This window comes from Enterococcus sp. DIV1067f (genome assembly GCF_050543505.1).
GTDB lineage: Bacteria > Bacillota > Bacilli > Lactobacillales > Enterococcaceae > Enterococcus_D > Enterococcus_D entomosocium.
The window spans coordinates 1,511,664-1,529,494 of sequence record NZ_CP172940.1 but is presented as its reverse complement, the minus strand read 5'-3'; the positions used below and the strand labels follow the sequence as shown (position 1 = coordinate 1,529,494).

The 17,831-nt window shown below is 41.6% G+C and carries 16 protein-coding genes; 1 reads left to right on the top strand and 15 read right to left on the bottom strand.

Annotated elements, in window-relative coordinates; genetic code table 11:
• Positions 1-24: 24 nt before the first annotated feature.
• From IGJ42_RS07090 to IGJ42_RS07025, 14 genes are all read right to left on the bottom strand, one after another.
• Positions 25-561, bottom strand: coding sequence for a CDP-alcohol phosphatidyltransferase family protein (locus IGJ42_RS07090; protein WP_086332325.1), 537 nt, complete (start codon positions 559-561; stop codon positions 25-27).
• A 143-nt stretch (positions 562-704) separates the two neighbouring features.
• Positions 705-1,388, bottom strand: coding sequence for a M23 family metallopeptidase (locus tag IGJ42_RS07085; protein ID WP_086299506.1), 684 nt, complete (start codon positions 1,386-1,388; stop codon positions 705-707).
• A gap of 302 nt (positions 1,389-1,690) precedes the next feature.
• Positions 1,691-3,664 carry an ABC transporter permease gene (locus IGJ42_RS07080; RefSeq protein ID WP_422705993.1) on the bottom strand — a complete coding sequence of 658 codons (1,974 nt, stop codon included), beginning with the start codon at positions 3,662-3,664 and terminating at the stop codon, positions 1,691-1,693.
• 3 nt (positions 3,665-3,667) lie between these two features.
• On the bottom strand, positions 3,668-4,426 hold the full coding sequence (locus IGJ42_RS07075) for an ABC transporter ATP-binding protein (RefSeq protein ID WP_086332323.1): 759 nt from the start codon (positions 4,424-4,426) through the stop codon (positions 3,668-3,670).
• Positions 4,427-4,519: 93 nt separating this feature from the next.
• The gene (locus IGJ42_RS07070; protein ID WP_086317327.1) at positions 4,520-5,503 is read right to left on the bottom strand and encodes a sensor histidine kinase; all 984 of its coding nucleotides are present in this window, start codon (positions 5,501-5,503) and stop codon (positions 4,520-4,522) included.
• A complete protein-coding gene (locus tag IGJ42_RS07065) occupies positions 5,496-6,188 on the bottom strand; it encodes a response regulator transcription factor (RefSeq protein ID WP_086332322.1) in 693 nt (230 codons plus the stop codon). The genes IGJ42_RS07070 and IGJ42_RS07065 overlap by 8 nt, the downstream gene beginning before the upstream one ends.
• A 107-nt stretch (positions 6,189-6,295) precedes the next feature.
• A complete protein-coding gene (locus IGJ42_RS07060) occupies positions 6,296-7,126 on the bottom strand; it encodes a prenyltransferase (RefSeq protein WP_086317325.1) in 831 nt (276 codons plus the stop codon).
• A gap of 331 nt (positions 7,127-7,457) precedes the next feature.
• A complete protein-coding gene (locus IGJ42_RS07055) occupies positions 7,458-7,886 on the bottom strand; it encodes a VOC family protein (RefSeq protein ID WP_086332321.1) in 429 nt (142 codons plus the stop codon).
• Positions 7,887-7,960: 74 nt separating this feature from the next.
• Positions 7,961-9,622, bottom strand: a complete 1,662-nt coding sequence (locus IGJ42_RS07050) for a phosphoenolpyruvate carboxykinase (ATP) (protein WP_429946643.1) — start codon at positions 9,620-9,622, stop codon at positions 7,961-7,963.
• Between the two features lie 422 nt (positions 9,623-10,044).
• Positions 10,045-11,412 carry a 23S rRNA (uracil(1939)-C(5))-methyltransferase RlmD gene (rlmD, locus tag IGJ42_RS07045; protein ID WP_010749606.1) on the bottom strand — a complete coding sequence of 456 codons (1,368 nt, stop codon included), beginning with the start codon at positions 11,410-11,412 and terminating at the stop codon, positions 10,045-10,047.
• A 244-nt stretch (positions 11,413-11,656) separates the two neighbouring features.
• Positions 11,657-13,486, bottom strand: coding sequence for a translational GTPase TypA (gene typA / locus IGJ42_RS07040; RefSeq protein WP_005236363.1), 1,830 nt, complete (start codon positions 13,484-13,486; stop codon positions 11,657-11,659).
• Between the two features lie 130 nt (positions 13,487-13,616).
• Positions 13,617-14,384, bottom strand: a complete 768-nt coding sequence (locus IGJ42_RS07035) for an inositol monophosphatase family protein (RefSeq protein ID WP_430616045.1) — start codon at positions 14,382-14,384, stop codon at positions 13,617-13,619.
• Between the two features lie 8 nt (positions 14,385-14,392).
• Complete coding sequence (locus tag IGJ42_RS07030; RefSeq protein WP_008381425.1) at positions 14,393-14,665, bottom strand: UPF0223 family protein; 273 nt, start codon at positions 14,663-14,665, stop codon at positions 14,393-14,395.
• 207 nt (positions 14,666-14,872) lie between these two features.
• Positions 14,873-15,778, bottom strand: coding sequence for a hypothetical protein (locus tag IGJ42_RS07025; RefSeq protein WP_086299514.1), 906 nt, complete (start codon positions 15,776-15,778; stop codon positions 14,873-14,875).
• Positions 15,779-15,966: 188 nt separating this feature from the next.
• Here IGJ42_RS07025 and IGJ42_RS07020 point away from each other — a divergent pair, with 188 nt between their 5' ends.
• The gene (locus tag IGJ42_RS07020; protein WP_005236373.1) at positions 15,967-16,491 is read left to right on the top strand and encodes a type 1 glutamine amidotransferase domain-containing protein; all 525 of its coding nucleotides are present in this window, start codon (positions 15,967-15,969) and stop codon (positions 16,489-16,491) included.
• A 72-nt stretch (positions 16,492-16,563) separates the two neighbouring features.
• On the opposite strand, the gene IGJ42_RS07015 is transcribed toward IGJ42_RS07020, so the two are convergent.
• A complete protein-coding gene (locus IGJ42_RS07015; RefSeq protein ID WP_430616044.1) occupies positions 16,564-17,763 on the bottom strand; it encodes an MFS transporter in 1,200 nt (399 codons plus the stop codon).
• Positions 17,764-17,831: the final 68 nt, after the last annotated feature.

Below are 17,831 nucleotides of genomic sequence, written 5' to 3'. Positions count from 1 at the left end.
AAGGCCCTCAATGATAGAGGTACCTTACATAAAACTTTCGAATATCGATTTTTGATTTCTATCCAGTTTTTTTGCGAGTATCGTTATCAGCAATTCTTCTAATGCTGAAATAGTGCCGATGACTCCCAAAATCAAGACAACAATTCTTTCATGGAATATTATGAGCAGCAATGGAAAAATACATAAAAGAAATCCGACTGCTTTGTTGAGCCATGTATGCAGACTGCTAAAAGACTGAAATTTTACATAGCCAATCAGATAACTGACGAAGCGGATGATAGCGATCATCAAGATCCAAACCATGATCGTTTGGGTTTCCAAAAGCTGCGGTAGAAAAGAAAGAAAAACGGCGAGAAAAAAGCTGACATCTGCGAAACTGTCTAGTAAGGCACCCACCTCACTCGTAAGATTCATCCTTCTTGCAAGCAGCCCATCGACGAGGTCGCTTAAAAAACAATAGGAATAGAGCAGCCAAAACCAGCCAGACATTGGCTGAAGGAATAGTAAAAGTGGTGCGAGAATCAGTCGAGAAGTAGTAATGATATTGGGTAATTGCTTCATTTGTTTCCCCCTGAGATACATTTTCTGAATACCTAAGATTGTTGCAAGTTTTTTAAAGAAGCTCAGAAACGTTTAAATGTTCTTTCTTATAAGCATTTCGGCGATGCCCCCTATTGAAGTCTCACAGCTAGTCCCTAATGCTCCTATAAAAATCGTATCCGTTCTGTACTATCTGGTATCTGATTCCGAACTTTTATCCATCGTCCTGCTCGGTAAACCTCGTATTCTTCAAAGCGACAAGGCAGCCCTTTTGCATGGGCGATATCGTTACTGTCCATCACTTGAAAATGCAAATGAGGTGAAGTCGAATTGCCGGAATGCCCGACATTGCCAATCACCATCCCTTTGGTGATTTTTTGTCCTACGGAAACTTTGATGGATCCTTTTTGCAAATGGACGAATGCCATATATACGCCCTCAGAAGCTTTTATCACAATGTAGTTGCCAGCTATTTGTTGATACTCATCTTTTTGTTCATTAAAAAACAAGCCATTTTTTAAAGCGATCGAAAAATCGACAACCCAATGAACGACTTTGCGTTCCTGATAGCCCTCTCTTACAACAATCACTTCACCATCACAGGGCGCATAGATTTCTTTGCCCCAACAATAACAGTTCTCAAGGGGAACTCCTAAGAAGAAATAGCGCAGAAAGCTTCGGTCGTGAAAAGCTTTTGTTTTCCCCTCAAAATCGACTTGTAAAAAATCAAACGCATAACGTAACCCCATTCGATCGGTGCCATGACTAGGAATCTTCTTGGCTGGTGTAGTCGGCGCAAGCCACTCACCTCTTAAGGGAAATTCAATGGTTATCGGCTGCTCTTTCATAGGACTTTCTCCTTTTTGGATCACATGATCTCTTTTATTTGGAAATGACTATCAGCCTCGCGGCAATCTATACCTGTGCTTTACTCCTTTTCACTATAGGTCACCTAAGCCTTTTTTTCAACTCTAAAAAAGTGGGCTAATAGGAGTAGCTAAAAAAAAACACCTCAATCATATAGTGATTCCAAAAAGTTAGATCAAAAATTCTAACTTCTAGAAGTCGCTTCATGGATGAGGCGTTCTCACATTCTATTTTACTGTAGGTCCTGTCGGTGACGACTCGTTCGACTAACTTTTTTTAACGGCTATTGTTTTCGCTCCACAAGTCGGTAGTAGACTCTTGCAGTGATGAAATACACCATTAAATAGATCATTGTAAACAGCAGAACAGAGATAATCAATACCGTGATCAATAAGTTGCGATCTGTCAGACCAAAAAGAAGCAACAACTTCCGAATCATCGGCAAAGCAAATGCGAGATGGATGATCGCTGCCGCCAATGGAAATGAGAAAATCATCAAGACTTGCTGCTGGATCACTTGTTTGACTTCCTTATGGCTTAACCCAACTTTTTGCAAGATCTCGAAGCGTTCTTTGTCCTCCATCCCTTCGGAAACTTGTTTATAATAAATGATCAATGCGGCAGCTAAAATAAAGACCACACCAAAAATCAAGCCTAAGAAGAAGAAGCCGCCGGTAAAGGTTTTGGTCTCACCTTCAAAAAGATCTTTTGACTGAACACTCGCATGAGCATCTGCTGCCAGAAGTTCGCTGCGAATCTCTTTTGCGATCGCTTCGCGATCGCTTGCTTCTGCTGCTTGAAAATTAAAGACTGTTGTTGTCATTGGTTGCTGGTAAAGTTGAAAATCTTCTTTTTGATACCAAGAGCTTAGCTTTTCAGTAAGCCACTGATCATCCGCCACAAGAACAAGATGCTGAACCGGGTTTTCTGTTTTCGTGAATGTTGGCAGTTCCTTCAATTCCCGCAAACGAAATTGACGATCATCGATCGTGGTCTTTTCTGGTAATGCTTGTTGGGTCCAAGTTGCGGGAAAAACAAATAATTCATCTTCAGCAGGTCCTGTTTTCCCGCTGATTTCATGGTATTCAGACCTGGTAAGAAAAGTAAGGTACACGGCTTTATCTAAACTATCACTATTTTCTTCAAAAGTGGTTGAAGGAACAAAGTTTAGGCCCTCAAAGGTAAAAAGCAATGGTCTTGTTGTAGTGACTTGCTGGCGCTCTTTGATCGTTAGCTTCTCTTCAAGTCCATCAATCACTGTGTTGATTTGCTGGGAATCAGCCGCTGACTCAATTTGAACATCGTATGGAAAACGAGTTTCGATCACATTCTTTTGTCCAAAGTAAAGACTGGCGGTCGTAGCAACTGTCACTAACACCATCGTTGATAAAATACAAATACTTGCTAAACCAGCCGCATTTTGCTTCATCCGATACAGCATGGTAGAGATATTGATAAAATGGGTCGTTTGATAATAATAGGTCGTTCGTTTTCTTAAAAACTGCAATGCTTTGATACTACCAGCAATAAACAACAGATAGGTAGCCAAGATTACGAGGATGACGGCGACAAAGAACAGGCCTAAGGCACTGATGGGAGACTTGATCGTCACAGAGATCGTATAGCCCGCCACTAAACAAAGGACACCTAATAGTGCTAAAATGCCTTTCGCGCGAGGCTCTTTTTCATTACGCTTGCTTCCCTGTAGTAATTGAAGTGGATTGGTTTTGCGTACTTGCAACAGGTCAAATAAAAATAGACAACCAAACACGCACATAAAATAGAGGATCACAAATCCAATGCTCTCAAATGAAAGTTTAAAAACAAAGAATTCACCTACGGCTAAGATTTTCTTCAGAATCAAAAATCCTAATCGTGCAAACAATAAGCCGCTGATCAACCCGGCCGCAAGACTAATAAGAAAACTGTAAAAGAGTTCCCAAAAGACCACGAAGGCTATCTCGCGTTTTCCTAGTCCCAAAACATTGTAGAGACCAAATTCTTTTTTTCGCTGCTTGATCAAAAAGTTATTGGTGTAAAAGGAAAAGATCGCCGCAAAGATCATCAGGATGATATTTCCTAAATGAAACATGAAAATGGCGCTTTGACTACTAGGAAGTTCCTTCATCCCCGGATTGTTCACGATGATTTGCGTCATCATCAAAACAGCTACCAAGAAACTCATGGATACTAAAAAGGGTGTGTAGGCTTTGGCATTTTTACGTAAATTGGAGAAGGCGATTTTTTGAAAGAACATTCGTTACTCCTCCTTCGCAAAAACAGCAGTCATTGTTTCGGCGATTGCTTCTAGAAAAGCGGTATCACTCCGTTCTCCTCGATACAACTGGTGAAATACATACCCGTCTTTGATAAACAAGACGCGTTGTGCGCGACTGGCTGCGATCGAACTGTGGGTGACCATCACGATCGTCTGTCCGTTTTGATTGATCTGCTGAAATAATGTCAGTAGTTGATCAGAGGTTTTCGAATCCAGCGCTCCGGTTGGCTCATCTGCTAATAGCAGTTCTGGTTTTGTGATGATCGCTCGTGCGACGGCAACACGTTGCTTTTGTCCGCCAGACAATTCATACGGGTAATGCTGCAATAAATCGGCGATCCCTAAAGTTTGTACAATAGGCTGAAGCTGCAATTCCATTTGTTTGACGCAAACTTTCGATAAAACTAATGGCAATAAAATATTGTCCTTTACCGTAAAAGTGTCCAATAAATTAAAGTCTTGAAAGACAAAGCCTAAGTGATCCCGTCGAAAACTTGCTGCATCTTTTTCTTTGATGGTGGTCAAATCGATGCCATTCAGCTGCATCTCACCCGCTGTCGGTTGGTCTAACGTCGCCATCAAGTTCAGTAGCGTACTCTTCCCCGAACCTGATTCCCCCATGATGGCTACATATTCCCCTTCTTCTACCTTAAAGGTGATATTCTTCAACGCTTCGACAGGTTGCCCATTCAGCTGGCTTTGATAGATTTTTTTTACTTGTTGAATGTTTAAAAGTGTCATCTTGTTCCCTCCTTCCTTTTTAGAATAAGCTGACTGGCAGAAAAAAGCGACTTACAATAAAAACCGCAAACTTACAGTGTTGAAAGTTTGCGGCTATCGGTTATTTGTGGTGGGAAAATGAAGTGTGACGATGGTTCCCTGTCCCACTTCAGAATCAATCGCTAAACGGCAGCCGATTTTTTCAGCCGCTTGTTGACTCATATATAAGCCTAGCCCGCTCGCTCGTTGCTGAAAGCGACCATTTTGTCCCGTATATCCTTTCTCAAACACCCTTGGCAAGTCTTCCTTACGAATACCAATGCCGCTATCTTGAATCACTAAGGCATTGTCTTTAGTGAAAACATTAATGCCACCGGTTTCAGTATACTTCAAGCTGTTGAAAAGAACCTGTTCAAAAATAAAAATGAGCCACTTTCGATCAGATGTCACCGTCAAATCCACTGCCATATCCAGTTGCAGATTCTTTTTCGAGAAAAACAAGGCATACTTTTTGATTGTTTGACGAACAAGGGGCTCTAAAGCAATCGACTCAAAGACAAAATCATCATTCGCTAAATTTTGTCGCAAATAATTCAACATCATTTGCAAGTAATCGTTCACCTTAAATAATTCCGCTTTGACCTCCGTCGGTGACAGGGTATCGCTTTGAACCAAAAGATCCAACGCCGCTAGAGGCGTTTTGATTTGATGAAGCCACAAGCCGAAATCTTCATAAATTTCTTCATTTTTCACGGTCGCTTTGTATTCAGACAGAGTTTTTTCTTTTGCCATCTGCCTAAGAAGCGTTTGATACTCGTCTTCTAGCCGATTTCGAGTGGTCGGCAAGAACGCCAACGCCGCTTCCGTCATACGTTCTTTTCTTAATAAATGCTGTAGCTGCTTTCTTTTTTGTGCGTAACGAAAATAATGAAAAAGGGAAAGACCTCCTAAAATCACCCCTGAAAAAACCGCATAGTCAATGAAGGGTTCTAATGGAAGGCTGTGAAGAAAGAATAACCCTAGTAGACCCGCACTAAATAGCAGGTAAACGAGATAAAACTTTCCATACAACACGAAATATTCTTTCACATTAGTCATAGGCGTGTTCCTTTTCTATCAAATAGCCTTTATTCTTTACCGTTTGGATCAAATCGGATAGTTCGATCTGGCTCAATTTTTTTCGCAAACGAGTCATATTGACTGCTAATGTATTGTTATCGATGAACTCTTCACTATTCCAGAGCATTTCAATGATGGTCTCTTTGGCTACGATCTTCCCTCGATGCTGCAAAAGCAAGGAAAGAATCCGAGCTTCATTTGGAGAAAGCGGCAACTGTTCCCCCTGATTTTTTAATACATTTTCTGTTGGATAAAAGGTTACTTGCCCTATGTCAAAGGTCAGCGCTTGTTGGTGGCTATACTGATAGCTGCGCCGTAGCAACGCTTGGATTTTTGCCAAAACGAAGGCTAAATCAAAGGGTTTTGTTAAATAATCATCCGCCCCCATGTTCATCGCCATGATTTGATTCATCTGCTGATCCATCGACGAAAGAAAAATGATCGGTACTTCTGACTCCTTGCGAATTTCTTGGCACCAATGATACCCATTGTAATAAGGCAAGGAGATATCTAAAAGAACGAGATCAGGTTTGATGTCGTGAAACTCTTGCAAGAGTTCAGCAAAATTCTTGGCCGAATGGCATTCGTATCCCCACTGCTGCAAATAATCGGCTAAAACAGAGACGATCGTCGCATCATCTTCAACCAGATAGATTTTTTGCATGTCTTTCTCCCCTCTGTTGATTATTCGGTCGGTTCTTTAGAGACAGTGTACCAGAAAAGAAAAAGAATCGTCTAGATGGAGGAACATTCCAAAGGACTGTTTTTTCCTTAATCTTCTGCCAAGTGAGCAAGGATTTCTTGGTACCGTCGGGTGGCGAAGGAACTAATTTGTCCTTTTTTACAAAAATTCAGTTTCCCCAGTTTTGGTACAACCCGTTCTACAATAACATTGCCATTTTTAACTTTCGATTCAAACTGCTGCAAAGCCTCCAGAAACCGTGCGTCTTTTCTGGCAGAAGGATAAAAAGACAAGACATACAGATAATAAAAAAGATTGTACCCTCTAAAGGGGTATTCTGTCTGCATAAACAATGTGCCCATTCCGTAATGACAGGGACTGATTGGCTGACGAATCTCCCAATGAGCAAGCAAGCATTCGATTGCTTGATTAAGTGTTTCCATCTGTTCACGATCATGAGTATATCGAAAGGCATCAAGGACCGTTAACGTCGTCATCGGGGTTGAATAGCGGGTCTCCGGGCCGCGACCAAAACTGTATTTATTGCACTTCCAGCCGCCATCTGTTTCCTGAGTAGCAAGAAAATAGTGAAAGGTCTGTTGTAGCCGCGGGTCCCTTGCGTAACCAAGAGCACACAGCGTTCGCAAAGCCAGCGCTGTATGACAGGGATAAATCCCCCCTGATGGCGAAATTTTAAATCTGCCATCTTCTCTCCATCCTTGAAAGATCAATGCAGCGGTCTCTTTTAATAAGTTCTCCTCAGGCGACATACCAAGTTCAAGCAAATAATGAGGACACTCTAAGGTTGTAAAGGGTGCTCCTTTCAGTAATTTATGGTCTGGCGTCGACCATAAATCGGCGCCATGATCATATTGACGGGAAATGATCGCTTCGATATCTTGCTGAACCGTCTGATCCATATTGTTCCTCCTCCATTTCTTAAGTGCCCTGCAATCAACGCAACAATCCTTATTGACCCACAATGCAACAGCTTCTAGAATGATAAAATCGACGTTTTTCAACACATGAGTTAGATTTTTGTATTCGAATTGTCCAAATAAATTTTAGGAACCAACGAGTTTTTCAGGATGGACGTACTTAAAACAAGAGTGTACAGATTTTCCTGATGACAGGTTCTAAAAAAGTTTCTCTCTAAACTCGCCTGATTATGCTAGCCCCTTAATGAAAGATCACCTTAATAAGAACGCGCTCACGCAATAATTTAATGCCACACTCTTCTAGTTAAAGGAATCAGGCATAATGAAATAGCTCAAAACGAATGCCTTCTGGGCTTTCAAAGAATAAGGCATAGTAGTTAGGAGCGATGCGCTCTTTGTACTCCATTGGTCGATCGTGAAGGATCTTTACCCCTAAGGTTTTTATTTTGGGAAAGATCGCATCTACTACTTCGCGGCTTTCCGCCTTAAACGCCATGTGCTGAACCGAGCCAGGTTTTCTTGAATCGATTTTCTCCTTCTTCCATTCTTTTCGTGGGGAACAAATACCGAAATCAAATGAATCCCCTATATATTCTACTACTTCCATCTCGGCATGTTCTAAATACCCAGAATATTTCTTCTGAAGGTCGAAACCTAATAGTGCAAATAATTGATCATAAAAACCTTCTGCTTTTTTTACATCATTGACTGTGATTTGGATATGGTGAAACTGAATGTTCATAATCGCTCCTTTCTGGCTAACAAAGTAAGTGTTTCAGGAAGAAAAGCCGCTTGCGGAAGTTTGATTCAATGGAATTAGCTAGGAAACTCATTTAATGTAGAAATCACATTTTCCATTGCCTTTGCTACCTCTTTAGGCAACTTATTATAGCCATCATTTTCTGTTTCTTGAGCCAAAATAAAGTCCAGCCGTCCTTGCATCCGCTCTCTTAAATGAGAAACATAGGAGGCATCTTGAAAATCGACTTTAAAGCCTGTTACTGGCAGGAAACTCATTTCGGTGATCCCACCGAAATTTTTAAATTCAGCCTCGCCTTCCACAATTTTTTCAATCGATGTTAGTGTGACTTCAGGCGTGACTTTCTTGCCTTTGTAAAAGCCTGTATTTAGAATGTAACAAGCCGTTTGGTTTTCTTTAAACAAGTGCATGAAATGGGCAAAATCTTCCCCTAAAGGATAGACCCTAAATGGATTGGCATAAGGTTCGATGACCAGTTTATCTATATCCGTGGTCTCGACAATATGTTCAGCTGTCGTGCGCTTCGTAGCTAAGGTCAAACCAAAAACAGCGGCTAAAATCGGATCGTCAATTTTTACTACAGGAGGTAGCGTGTCATCTTTCATGATCCAAAATACTGCATCGATCGGCGAATCTAAATGATCCACCCGGTTAGGTGTGACATACCGTGATTTGACGGTTCGACCATTCCCGTTACGAATATCTTGGGTGACGATGACCTTTTTTCCTTCCTCGTCTAAAGTAACCCCAACATTTTGACAGGTGATAAAGTAGCGGACATTTGGGTTGGTTAATGGATAGTCTTGCGTTTTATCAAAATAAGAAGGCTCCAGAGCAGTGGACGCACCATTTGTTTGATTGATCACAAACGCATCGTCATGCAGAACCTTGATATCATATTTGCCATCATGTTCTGCCAATGTAATGGTCGATTTTCCTGATCCTGAAAGACCAAAAGCAGCTATCGTAAATGTTCGATTCGGTAGCTGATATTGCTTCATTCCTCCATGACACGCCACAAAGCCATTGCGATGCGCGGTAGCCCAAGCCAAAGTTAATGTCGCTTTTTTCAATTCACCAAAATAGTTTAAGCCTAAGACTGCCGCAACATTGTGTTCAGGATCAAAGAGAGACAGCCCATAAGGAAAATCAGGATGTGTCCAGTCCGGATCAGCGTACAAGAAAATATCTGTCTCTGGATAGTTCTTGGAATGTTGATACCTTTCCTGCCATGATTTCGTCAGCATTTGAAAATTCAACAAATAAGAATAAAAATTGGTTTCATAGTACTCTGGTAGCAACAGGTGTGCTTTGACCATAAACGCTTCGTCTAACCCTACAACAACTTCACCGCCATAGAATTTTTTACGTGTCCCTTGAAATAAAGCATCTCTTAAAATCCCTTCATACAATTTTCGATCAATCCCGGGATGTCCGATGATGCGTCGAGCTGCCGCTGTCCGTCCAACAACTTTTCCGTCATTAAACACGATGACTTTAGCATCCTCCGGTAGTCCTAACTCCTTGGTGTGTGTGACCGGCATATCCGTAAGAATAGCGCCAGAAGATTCTTTTGCTAAGCGATAGGCCGTGGCTAGATCATGAATCCAAGTGACATTGTTCCCATAAAAAGCTGACTCTATCAACACTTTAAAACTCGACAAATGCGTATTCTGCGGTGTAATCTCTTTGTGTGAAAATGCACGAATCGTTGCCATGTGTAATCCCTCCTAACAAAAATTTTCTATTCACTACGTTTATTATAATACTTTCTAATCACCACACGCCATATTTTTATACACATTAACTATAAATTGCCGATAAACCATTTTGTTAAAGGATTTGGATCTCTACATATTTGAAGCTTCACTGCTTTTTGCATTGATTTTTTCCCCGCTCATCAATAGTGAGAAAGAACAAAAAAACTGGCACAGAAAGAGTATCTTTCAGTTCCAGTTTCTGGTTTTATATTTCATCCATTCTAAACGTCACAATCGACGTAACTAGATAGACAGATGGGTTTTAGTTGCTTATTTCTCAATTGACTTGCTTTCTCTAGTAACTTTGCTATCGTAAGATTTTATGACATTTACCATAAAAAGAATTCAAAATCAAAATTGCTGAAAAAACTTGTTGTTTCTTAACCACGTTCTAACAACACGACACACTCTACATGGGTCGTTTGTGGGAACAAATCAACAGGTTGGACTTCTTTTGTCACATACCCTTCTTCCGCAAATAACGCGAGGTCACGAGCCAAAGTTGCTGGATTGCAGGAAATGTAGACGATGCGCTCTGGTTTAACCGCAGCAGTCGTTTCGATAAAGCTAGCATCTAAACCTTTGCGAGGTGGATCAACGAAGACGACTGTCGGTTGAATGCCTTCGCGTAGCCATTGCGGCATGATTTTTTCGGCTTTACCGATAAAGTAATGCACGTTTTCGACACCATTTCTTTTGGCATTGGCTTTGGCATCGTTCACTGCTTCAGGAATGACTTCCATCCCTAACACTTCTTTCACGCGATCAGCCAAACTAATCCCGATCGTTCCGATTCCTGCATAAGCATCCACAACGACATCATTTTCAGACAGTTGCGCCATCTCGAAGGCGGTTTGATACAAGACTTCTGTTTGCGCTGTGTTGACTTGGTAGAAAGATTTCGCTGAGATTTGGAAGGTTTTACCTAATAATTGATCATCGATCGATGACTTGCCATACAACACACGCTCGAATTCCCCCATGATCACATTGGTTTTTTCTTCATTGATGTTTTGAATGACAGAAACAACTTCTGGAATCTCTTCGTGGATCACTTCCGCGATTTCTTCTCCTTTGAAGAATTTCGGTTTACGTGTCACTAATACGACCATCATTTCACCTGAGTGATGCCCACGACGAACGACAATGTGGCGTAAGAACCCTTCATGGGCTTCTTCATTGTAGGCTTTGACATTGAACCGCTGCAAAATATCTCTGACTTTGATGATTGCTTGATCGATGTTTGGATCTTGAATATAAAAGTCTTCGATCGGTACCAGAGTATGGCTGTTTTTGCGGTAAAATCCAGTCGTTAATTCCCCATGGATTTTTTGCACAGGGATTTGCGCTTTGTTGCGGTAACCAAATGGTTTTTCCATTCCGATTGGCGCATTGACTGTGATTTCAGGCAATTTGGCGATTTTAGCCAAAACATTCTCTACTTGCTGCTGTTTGAAGGCTAATTGTTTGTCATAGCTCAAATGACTCAATGGAGCGATCCCGGTGCGCAACAATGCTTCATTCGGCAATTCTTGCCGATCAGGACTTGCTTGCAACAATTTCATCACTTTGGCAAAACCAAATTTGTTGCCGACTTTCAACACTTTGACTAAGGCACGTTCATTTGGCAGGGTGTTTTCAATAAATAATAAGTACCCATCGACTTTGGCGATCCCATTTCCTTCATGGGAAAGATCCAAAATATCAACTTCAAGTTCCTGATTCTTTTTAACAGGATAATTTTTCATAGATTTCTCCTTTGTGCTTGCTTTCTTCATTTTAAAAAGGAATGGCCGAAATTGCAAGCGGTGTTTATTCTAACGGTTCAACTTGACTTCGAGCAAAAAAGAACCGAAGGAGGGAAATCGGCTGATTGCTTTTTCTGGGTCCTGCGGCGAAGAGCCGCTGCAACACAGGAGCAATCCCTTTTCCATCCTTCGGAAAATCGAACAGATCAGAAGTGTTTAAAACTTTTGATCACTGTTTTAGTTATCAGTTATTTTTCTTTTTCTGTGATTTTTCCCGTTCGCTCTTGTTCAAGATTTGTTTTCTTAAACGAATGCTTTCTGGTGTTACTTCACAGTATTCATCATCATTCAAGAATTCCAGTGATTCTTCCAAAGAAAGAATACGAGGTTTCTTGATAACTGAGGTTTGGTCTTTGTTTGCAGAACGGACGTTGGTCATTTGTTTTGCTTTCGTGATATTGACCGTTAAGTCTTTGTCACGAGAGTTTTCACCAATGATCATTCCTTCGTACACTTCGGTACCTGGTTCAACGAAGACCGTTCCACGTTCTTCAATACTCATGATCGAGTAAGTCGTTGCTTTTCCTGTATCGATCGATACAAGTGCGCCTTGATGACGGCCACCAATTTGTCCTTGGATCATTGGCAAATATTGATCGAAGGTGTGGTGCATGATGCCGTAGCCGCGAGTCATTGATAGGAATTCTGTCGTGTAACCGATCAAGCCACGAGCTGGTGCCAAGAAAATGATCCGTACTTGTCCATTCCCTGTATTGATCATATCTTGCATTTCTGCTTTACGCATTCCCAATGATTCGATTACTGATCCCATGTATTCTTCTGGGGTATCGATTTGCACCCGTTCAAATGGTTCGCATTTCACGCCATCGATTTCGCGTTCGATAACTTCTGGACGAGAAACTTGCAATTCAAAGCCTTCACGACGCATATTTTCGATCAAAATTGACAAATGAAGTTCGCCACGTCCAGAAACGATCCATGAATCAGGTCCGATTGGATCCACACGCAATGAAACGTCTGTTTGCAATTGCGCCATTAAGCGTTCTTCAATTTTACGAGCGGTTACGAATTTTCCTTCGCGACCCGCAAATGGTGAATTGTTCACGATAAAGGTCATTTGCAAAGTTGGTTCATCAATGTGTAAAACAGGTAATGAATCTTGATGATCGATTGGTGTAACAGTTTCACCAACGAAGATATCTTCCATCCCAGAAACAGCAATCAAATCACCGGCTTTGGCTTCTTGGATTTCCAAACGTTTCAAACCGAAGAAACCGAAAAGTTTCGTCACACGGAATTTTTTAACTTCTCCGTTTAATTTCATCAATGCAACTTGGTCGCCGACTTTGATTGATCCGCGGAAGACACGGCCAATACCGATACGTCCAACGTAGTCATTGTAATCAAGCAATGATACTTGGAATTGCAATGGTTCGTCGCTGTTGTCGATTGGCGCTGGAATATGTTCGATGATCGTATCAAACAATGGTGCCATCGTTTTTTGTTGATCAGCAGGATCATCTGATTCACTTGAAGTTCCATTGATCGCAGAAGCGTAGATCACTGGGAAGTCCAATTGGTCATCGTCGGCACCTAATTCAATAAATAGTTCTAAGACTTCATCGACAACATGCTCAGGACGAGCAGATGGTTTGTCGATTTTGTTGACAACTACGATTGGCACTAAGTGTTGTTCCAACGCTTTTTTCAATACGAAACGTGTTTGAGGCATCGTTCCTTCATAAGCATCAACAACCAAAACAACACCATCGACCATTTTCATGATCCGCTCTACTTCACCACCAAAGTCCGCGTGTCCTGGGGTATCCATGATATTGATTTTTGTACCGTTGTATTCAACCGCTGTATTTTTCGCTAAGATCGTGATGCCACGTTCTTTTTCGATCGCATTTGAATCCATCGCCCGTTCTTGTAATTGGGTATGGCTATCTAACGTTTGGGATTGTTTCAATAATTCATCAACTAATGTAGTTTTTCCGTGGTCAACGTGGGCAATAATAGCGACGTTGCGGATATCATTTCTAATATTCAATTTATAAACTCCTTTTTTGGTGACATTGCACTCGACAAGCCATTATACCAGAATTTCTTTCTGAAATATAGTGCAAAGTTTTCATTTTTACAGAAAAAACCAGATATTAATAAAATATCTGGTTTTTTTCTTATTGATTAACGATCGCCAATAATTCTTCAAAAGCTTTCGGTGTACCGCCGATAAACAATTCCCGTCCATTCAAGGATAGCGGCTCTCCTTTGATGTTTGCCATTTTTAATCCAAGGGTTTCTAACAAAACGCCCCCTGGCGCATAATCCCATGGCGCAAGATGAGAAAGATAGCCTGCTCTTTGTCCTTTAGCGAGGGCGATCAACTCTACCCCAGCACATCCAGTCATACGAATGCCTAATGCTTTGTCACTGACTTCAGTTTCGTGGTGGCGGTTATGGATCAACATGGGTGAATTCAAGCCAACGAGACCCTCGGATAAGGCAATATCTTTCGGCGGTTCGATCTTCTTGCCATTGTTATAAACACCAATCTCTGGACCCCCCCATAAGAATTCATCTTTCATGACATTATAGACAAAGCCAAAGCGCCCTTTGCCCTCTTCGTAGATCGCGATCATGATACAAAAGTTTTCTTTTTCCAACACGAAATTCATGGTTCCATCGATCGGATCAATGATGAAGACCCGTCCACTCATGTCGGCAAGTGTGTCCAGTCCGTTTTCTTCACCTAAAATTTTGGCATCCGGATCATAGGATTGGATCTTACCAATCAGAAAATCTTGCGTGGCTTTATCCAATTCTGTCACTAAGTCTTTCCGTCCTGATTTTGTCTCGACCACCAAGTCTTCTTTATTTAAATTGTCTTTGATCCTTTCGCCTGCAGCGATCATCCACTGGCGAACTTCATTAACGATTTCATGCATTCGTTGATCTACCCTTTCATTTTTAGTTTTCCCTCAGTCTTTTTCGCTGCCTGCACGGCATGGTATAACGAATAGCCTGATAGTTCTTCAAATTCTCTACCTAAACGGCGTTCCTCGCCAATGCTGGGAACGACTTTCTTAAAGGCTTGATACGCCTCAAGAAACGTGCTGCTAGGAAGGCCTTTTTCATAGGCTTGTTCTAACCGTTCCCACATCTTCATGACGACGACCATTTCATCCGTCGACCAATCTAAGTCCAGAGGATATTGATAATCCCGCATATTACCACTCCTATTCATCTTATTCAGTGTACCACAAAATTGAAAATAGGTCAGAGCCTCCGCTGCAAAAAAGGTACATTCTGGCAATGAATGTACCTCTGGTTTACAAACTATTTGGATTTCTAGAAGCTGAACTCCATGAATCTCAAATAAGAAGGAAATTCCTTTGTTCTTTCAACGAGATCGCTGATTAAAAGATGACCGATGTCAAAAAGGTTCGTCTAGAAAAGCCCGCAAAAACAAAAAATTTTTAATGATAGCAATTGATTTCCACCACTGTTTACTAATGAAAAACTCTGGGTAATCCGTTCCCCATTGCCATGGAATGACAAATGATCCGTCTGCTTGTTGGTGTTCTAAAATTTCTTCGGCTTCTTTTTTACATATTTCTTCACTAAAAATCCCAAGCAGCTGCTCTCTTGTAAAGAAAAAATTTGAAGGTTTGCTGACATAAGATGTGAACCACTCTTCTGGCTCGTTTGAGACTGCATGGCGAATTTGCCAGAATAAGATCTCGCGAAAGCGGTCATTTGCTAAAACAGGCTGATACTGGATTTCTTCACAGTCTTGTAATAATTCTAGATAGACGACTAATGTGTGCATTTCACTGGTTGGCTCCTTAAGAAAACTTGCAACTGCTGTTTCGGCGATTTCTTGTGCTTTTTGATAGAGGGTCGTTTCCCCTGTTCTTAAGATCGTACCAGCTAGACTGACCGTTGGGTTGTCTGCTGGCACGCCCACAGGACTCTCCCACCAAATCGCATGCGGATAGGATACCGTTGACGGCACTTGGTTGAGCCATTTCCCTTCAGAAAATTCTTTTCCACTAGCTAAATACCTTAGAATCCCTTGGACTTGTGGATTTGACGAATGAAGGCATTCAAGCTCTCGTAAAATTCGACATGCCTCCCACACTGCAATCGGTGTACTATTGGGATTCCAATAATCAGGTTCCAAACCATGCCCATAACCACCATCTTCATTTTGGTAGACTTGTAACGCCTGTAATACAGCCTCGCGAGATCCATTTTCAAAATGGTACTGCCAACGAGCAAGGTCTAAAGGGCGCGCGTTTTTGTAAATAAATTTTCGTGCTTTTTCGAATGCTTCCATATCTTCGCCTCCTTTGGCTTTCTTTTATTATCGCTTACTCCCCTAATGATTACAACGCTTACATCAATATCATTTCTCTGAACGACCATTCTCAGAATAGCTTCTTGGCATTTTTCAGGAAGCATACTTTTGGTGTTTCCCTTGGCATGATGTTACAGTAAGAATAACAAGAAAAAGGAGGAATTCTCTTGCGTTTAGAAAACAAAAAAATCATTGCCTTAGTCGACAATGATTTCGAAGATTTAGAACTTTGGTATCCGGTCCATCGGTTACGGGAAGAAGGCGCACAAGTCGATTTAGTCGGTGAAGAAGCGCATAAAACGTATATTGGCAAATATGGTGTACCCGCAGAATCAGCCTATGCTTTTTCTGATATTCACGCCGATGACTACGATGCCATCTTAGTTCCGGGTGGTTGGGCACCTGATAAATTACGGCGTTTCCCAGAGGTCATCTCTTTCGTGCGAACGATGGACAAAGACCAAAAAATCATTGGACAAATCTGTCATGCAGGCTGGGTCTTGATTTCTGCGAATATCCTGCAAGGCAAGACGGTTACCAGTACACCAGGCATCAAAGATGATATGACAAATGCTGGAGCCACATGGGTCGATACACCTGTGGTTACGGATGGACATATCGTTTCCAGCCGCCGTCCCCCAGATCTACCAGACTATATGCGGGAATTTATTGCTGTTTTAGAAAAGAAATAGTACCCATTGATCAGATTCAAAAGAGTTGCGACCGAAGGAAATACGGCCGCAACTCTTTTTTCTACCTATCGATCATTCGCTTATGATCGCTAATTTTTTGTTGCTTTTAGGGATTTTTTTCACACCGATAAAGGTCAATGTAGCACCCAAAACGGCAAACCCAGTCCCAATCAAAAGCATTTCCCAGACACCAAAGCTTTGGATCAGCATCCCCCCTAAAAGGTTGCCGATCACGCCACCGATCGTGGTAGCGATAATGATGATCGTTTGTCCAAAAACCCGGTCTTCATCTGCCAAACTATGGTTGAACAAATAAGCAGAAGCAGGAATAAACAAGGCAAAACTAACCCCTTGCATCAAATGGCTCATTTCCATCAGGATGATGGAGCTGATCAACAGCATCAGCACCCCACGAATGGCAAAGGCAACACTGGACAGCAACAGCCAAAAACGGCTAGACCGTATCCTCACTAACTGTTCAAAGAAAATCATGCCCGGCAATTCGCATAACGCCGCAATCATCAGGGCGATGCCAACTTCCTTACTGCCACCGCCAATATCGGCAAAAATTTGTGCCAAAAAACTGTTGATCATCGTGTGGAAGCTGAAGAGAAAGCTAAATCCGACAAAGAGAAAGAGTAAAAAAGGATATTTTTTCAAAAAGGCACCTGAATGACTTTGTTCTGTATGCATCACGGGCATTTCTGGCTTCTTGATCGCTGGCAGCAAAAGCAAAATAATGAGAAACAAAACGGCTTGCCCGATAGCGATCATTGGTAAAAGGGCTGCCGAAAACTCCTCTAAGAGCTGCCCCAGTAAAAAGGAGGTACCCGCAAATCCTAGTGACCCACCGGCACGGGAAAAGCCAAAATTGATTTTGTTGCCGCTATTTGTGTATTCAAACGCCAAGGCGTTGAGAAAGGACTGCATGGAAACGAGCAAAATCCCTCCTAAAACATAGGTCAGTATTGATAATCCAGGGACCATCACACCTGCTAAGAGCACCGCGACCACGCCGATTGTCATCGTTTTCAAAACAACGATCAGTGGTACTTTGCTTTTTTTGAAAATGACTTGACTGATGAAGGGCTGCAAAATCGTAGACGCAATATTGACTAGGGCTAAAATACCGCCAATTTTTGCTGGATCGACCTTGAAATAAATCAAAAAGAGTGTCGCAAAGCCATAGATTGAGCAAAACATCATCCAATAAAGAAATTGCAAACTTGTGTAGTAAAACCGAATCCTCTTGTCACTTGCATGATTACGCATACATCCCCCACCTTATCCATATTCCTTAGCAACTAAATATAGCATAGAACCGATGGATTTACTATCCT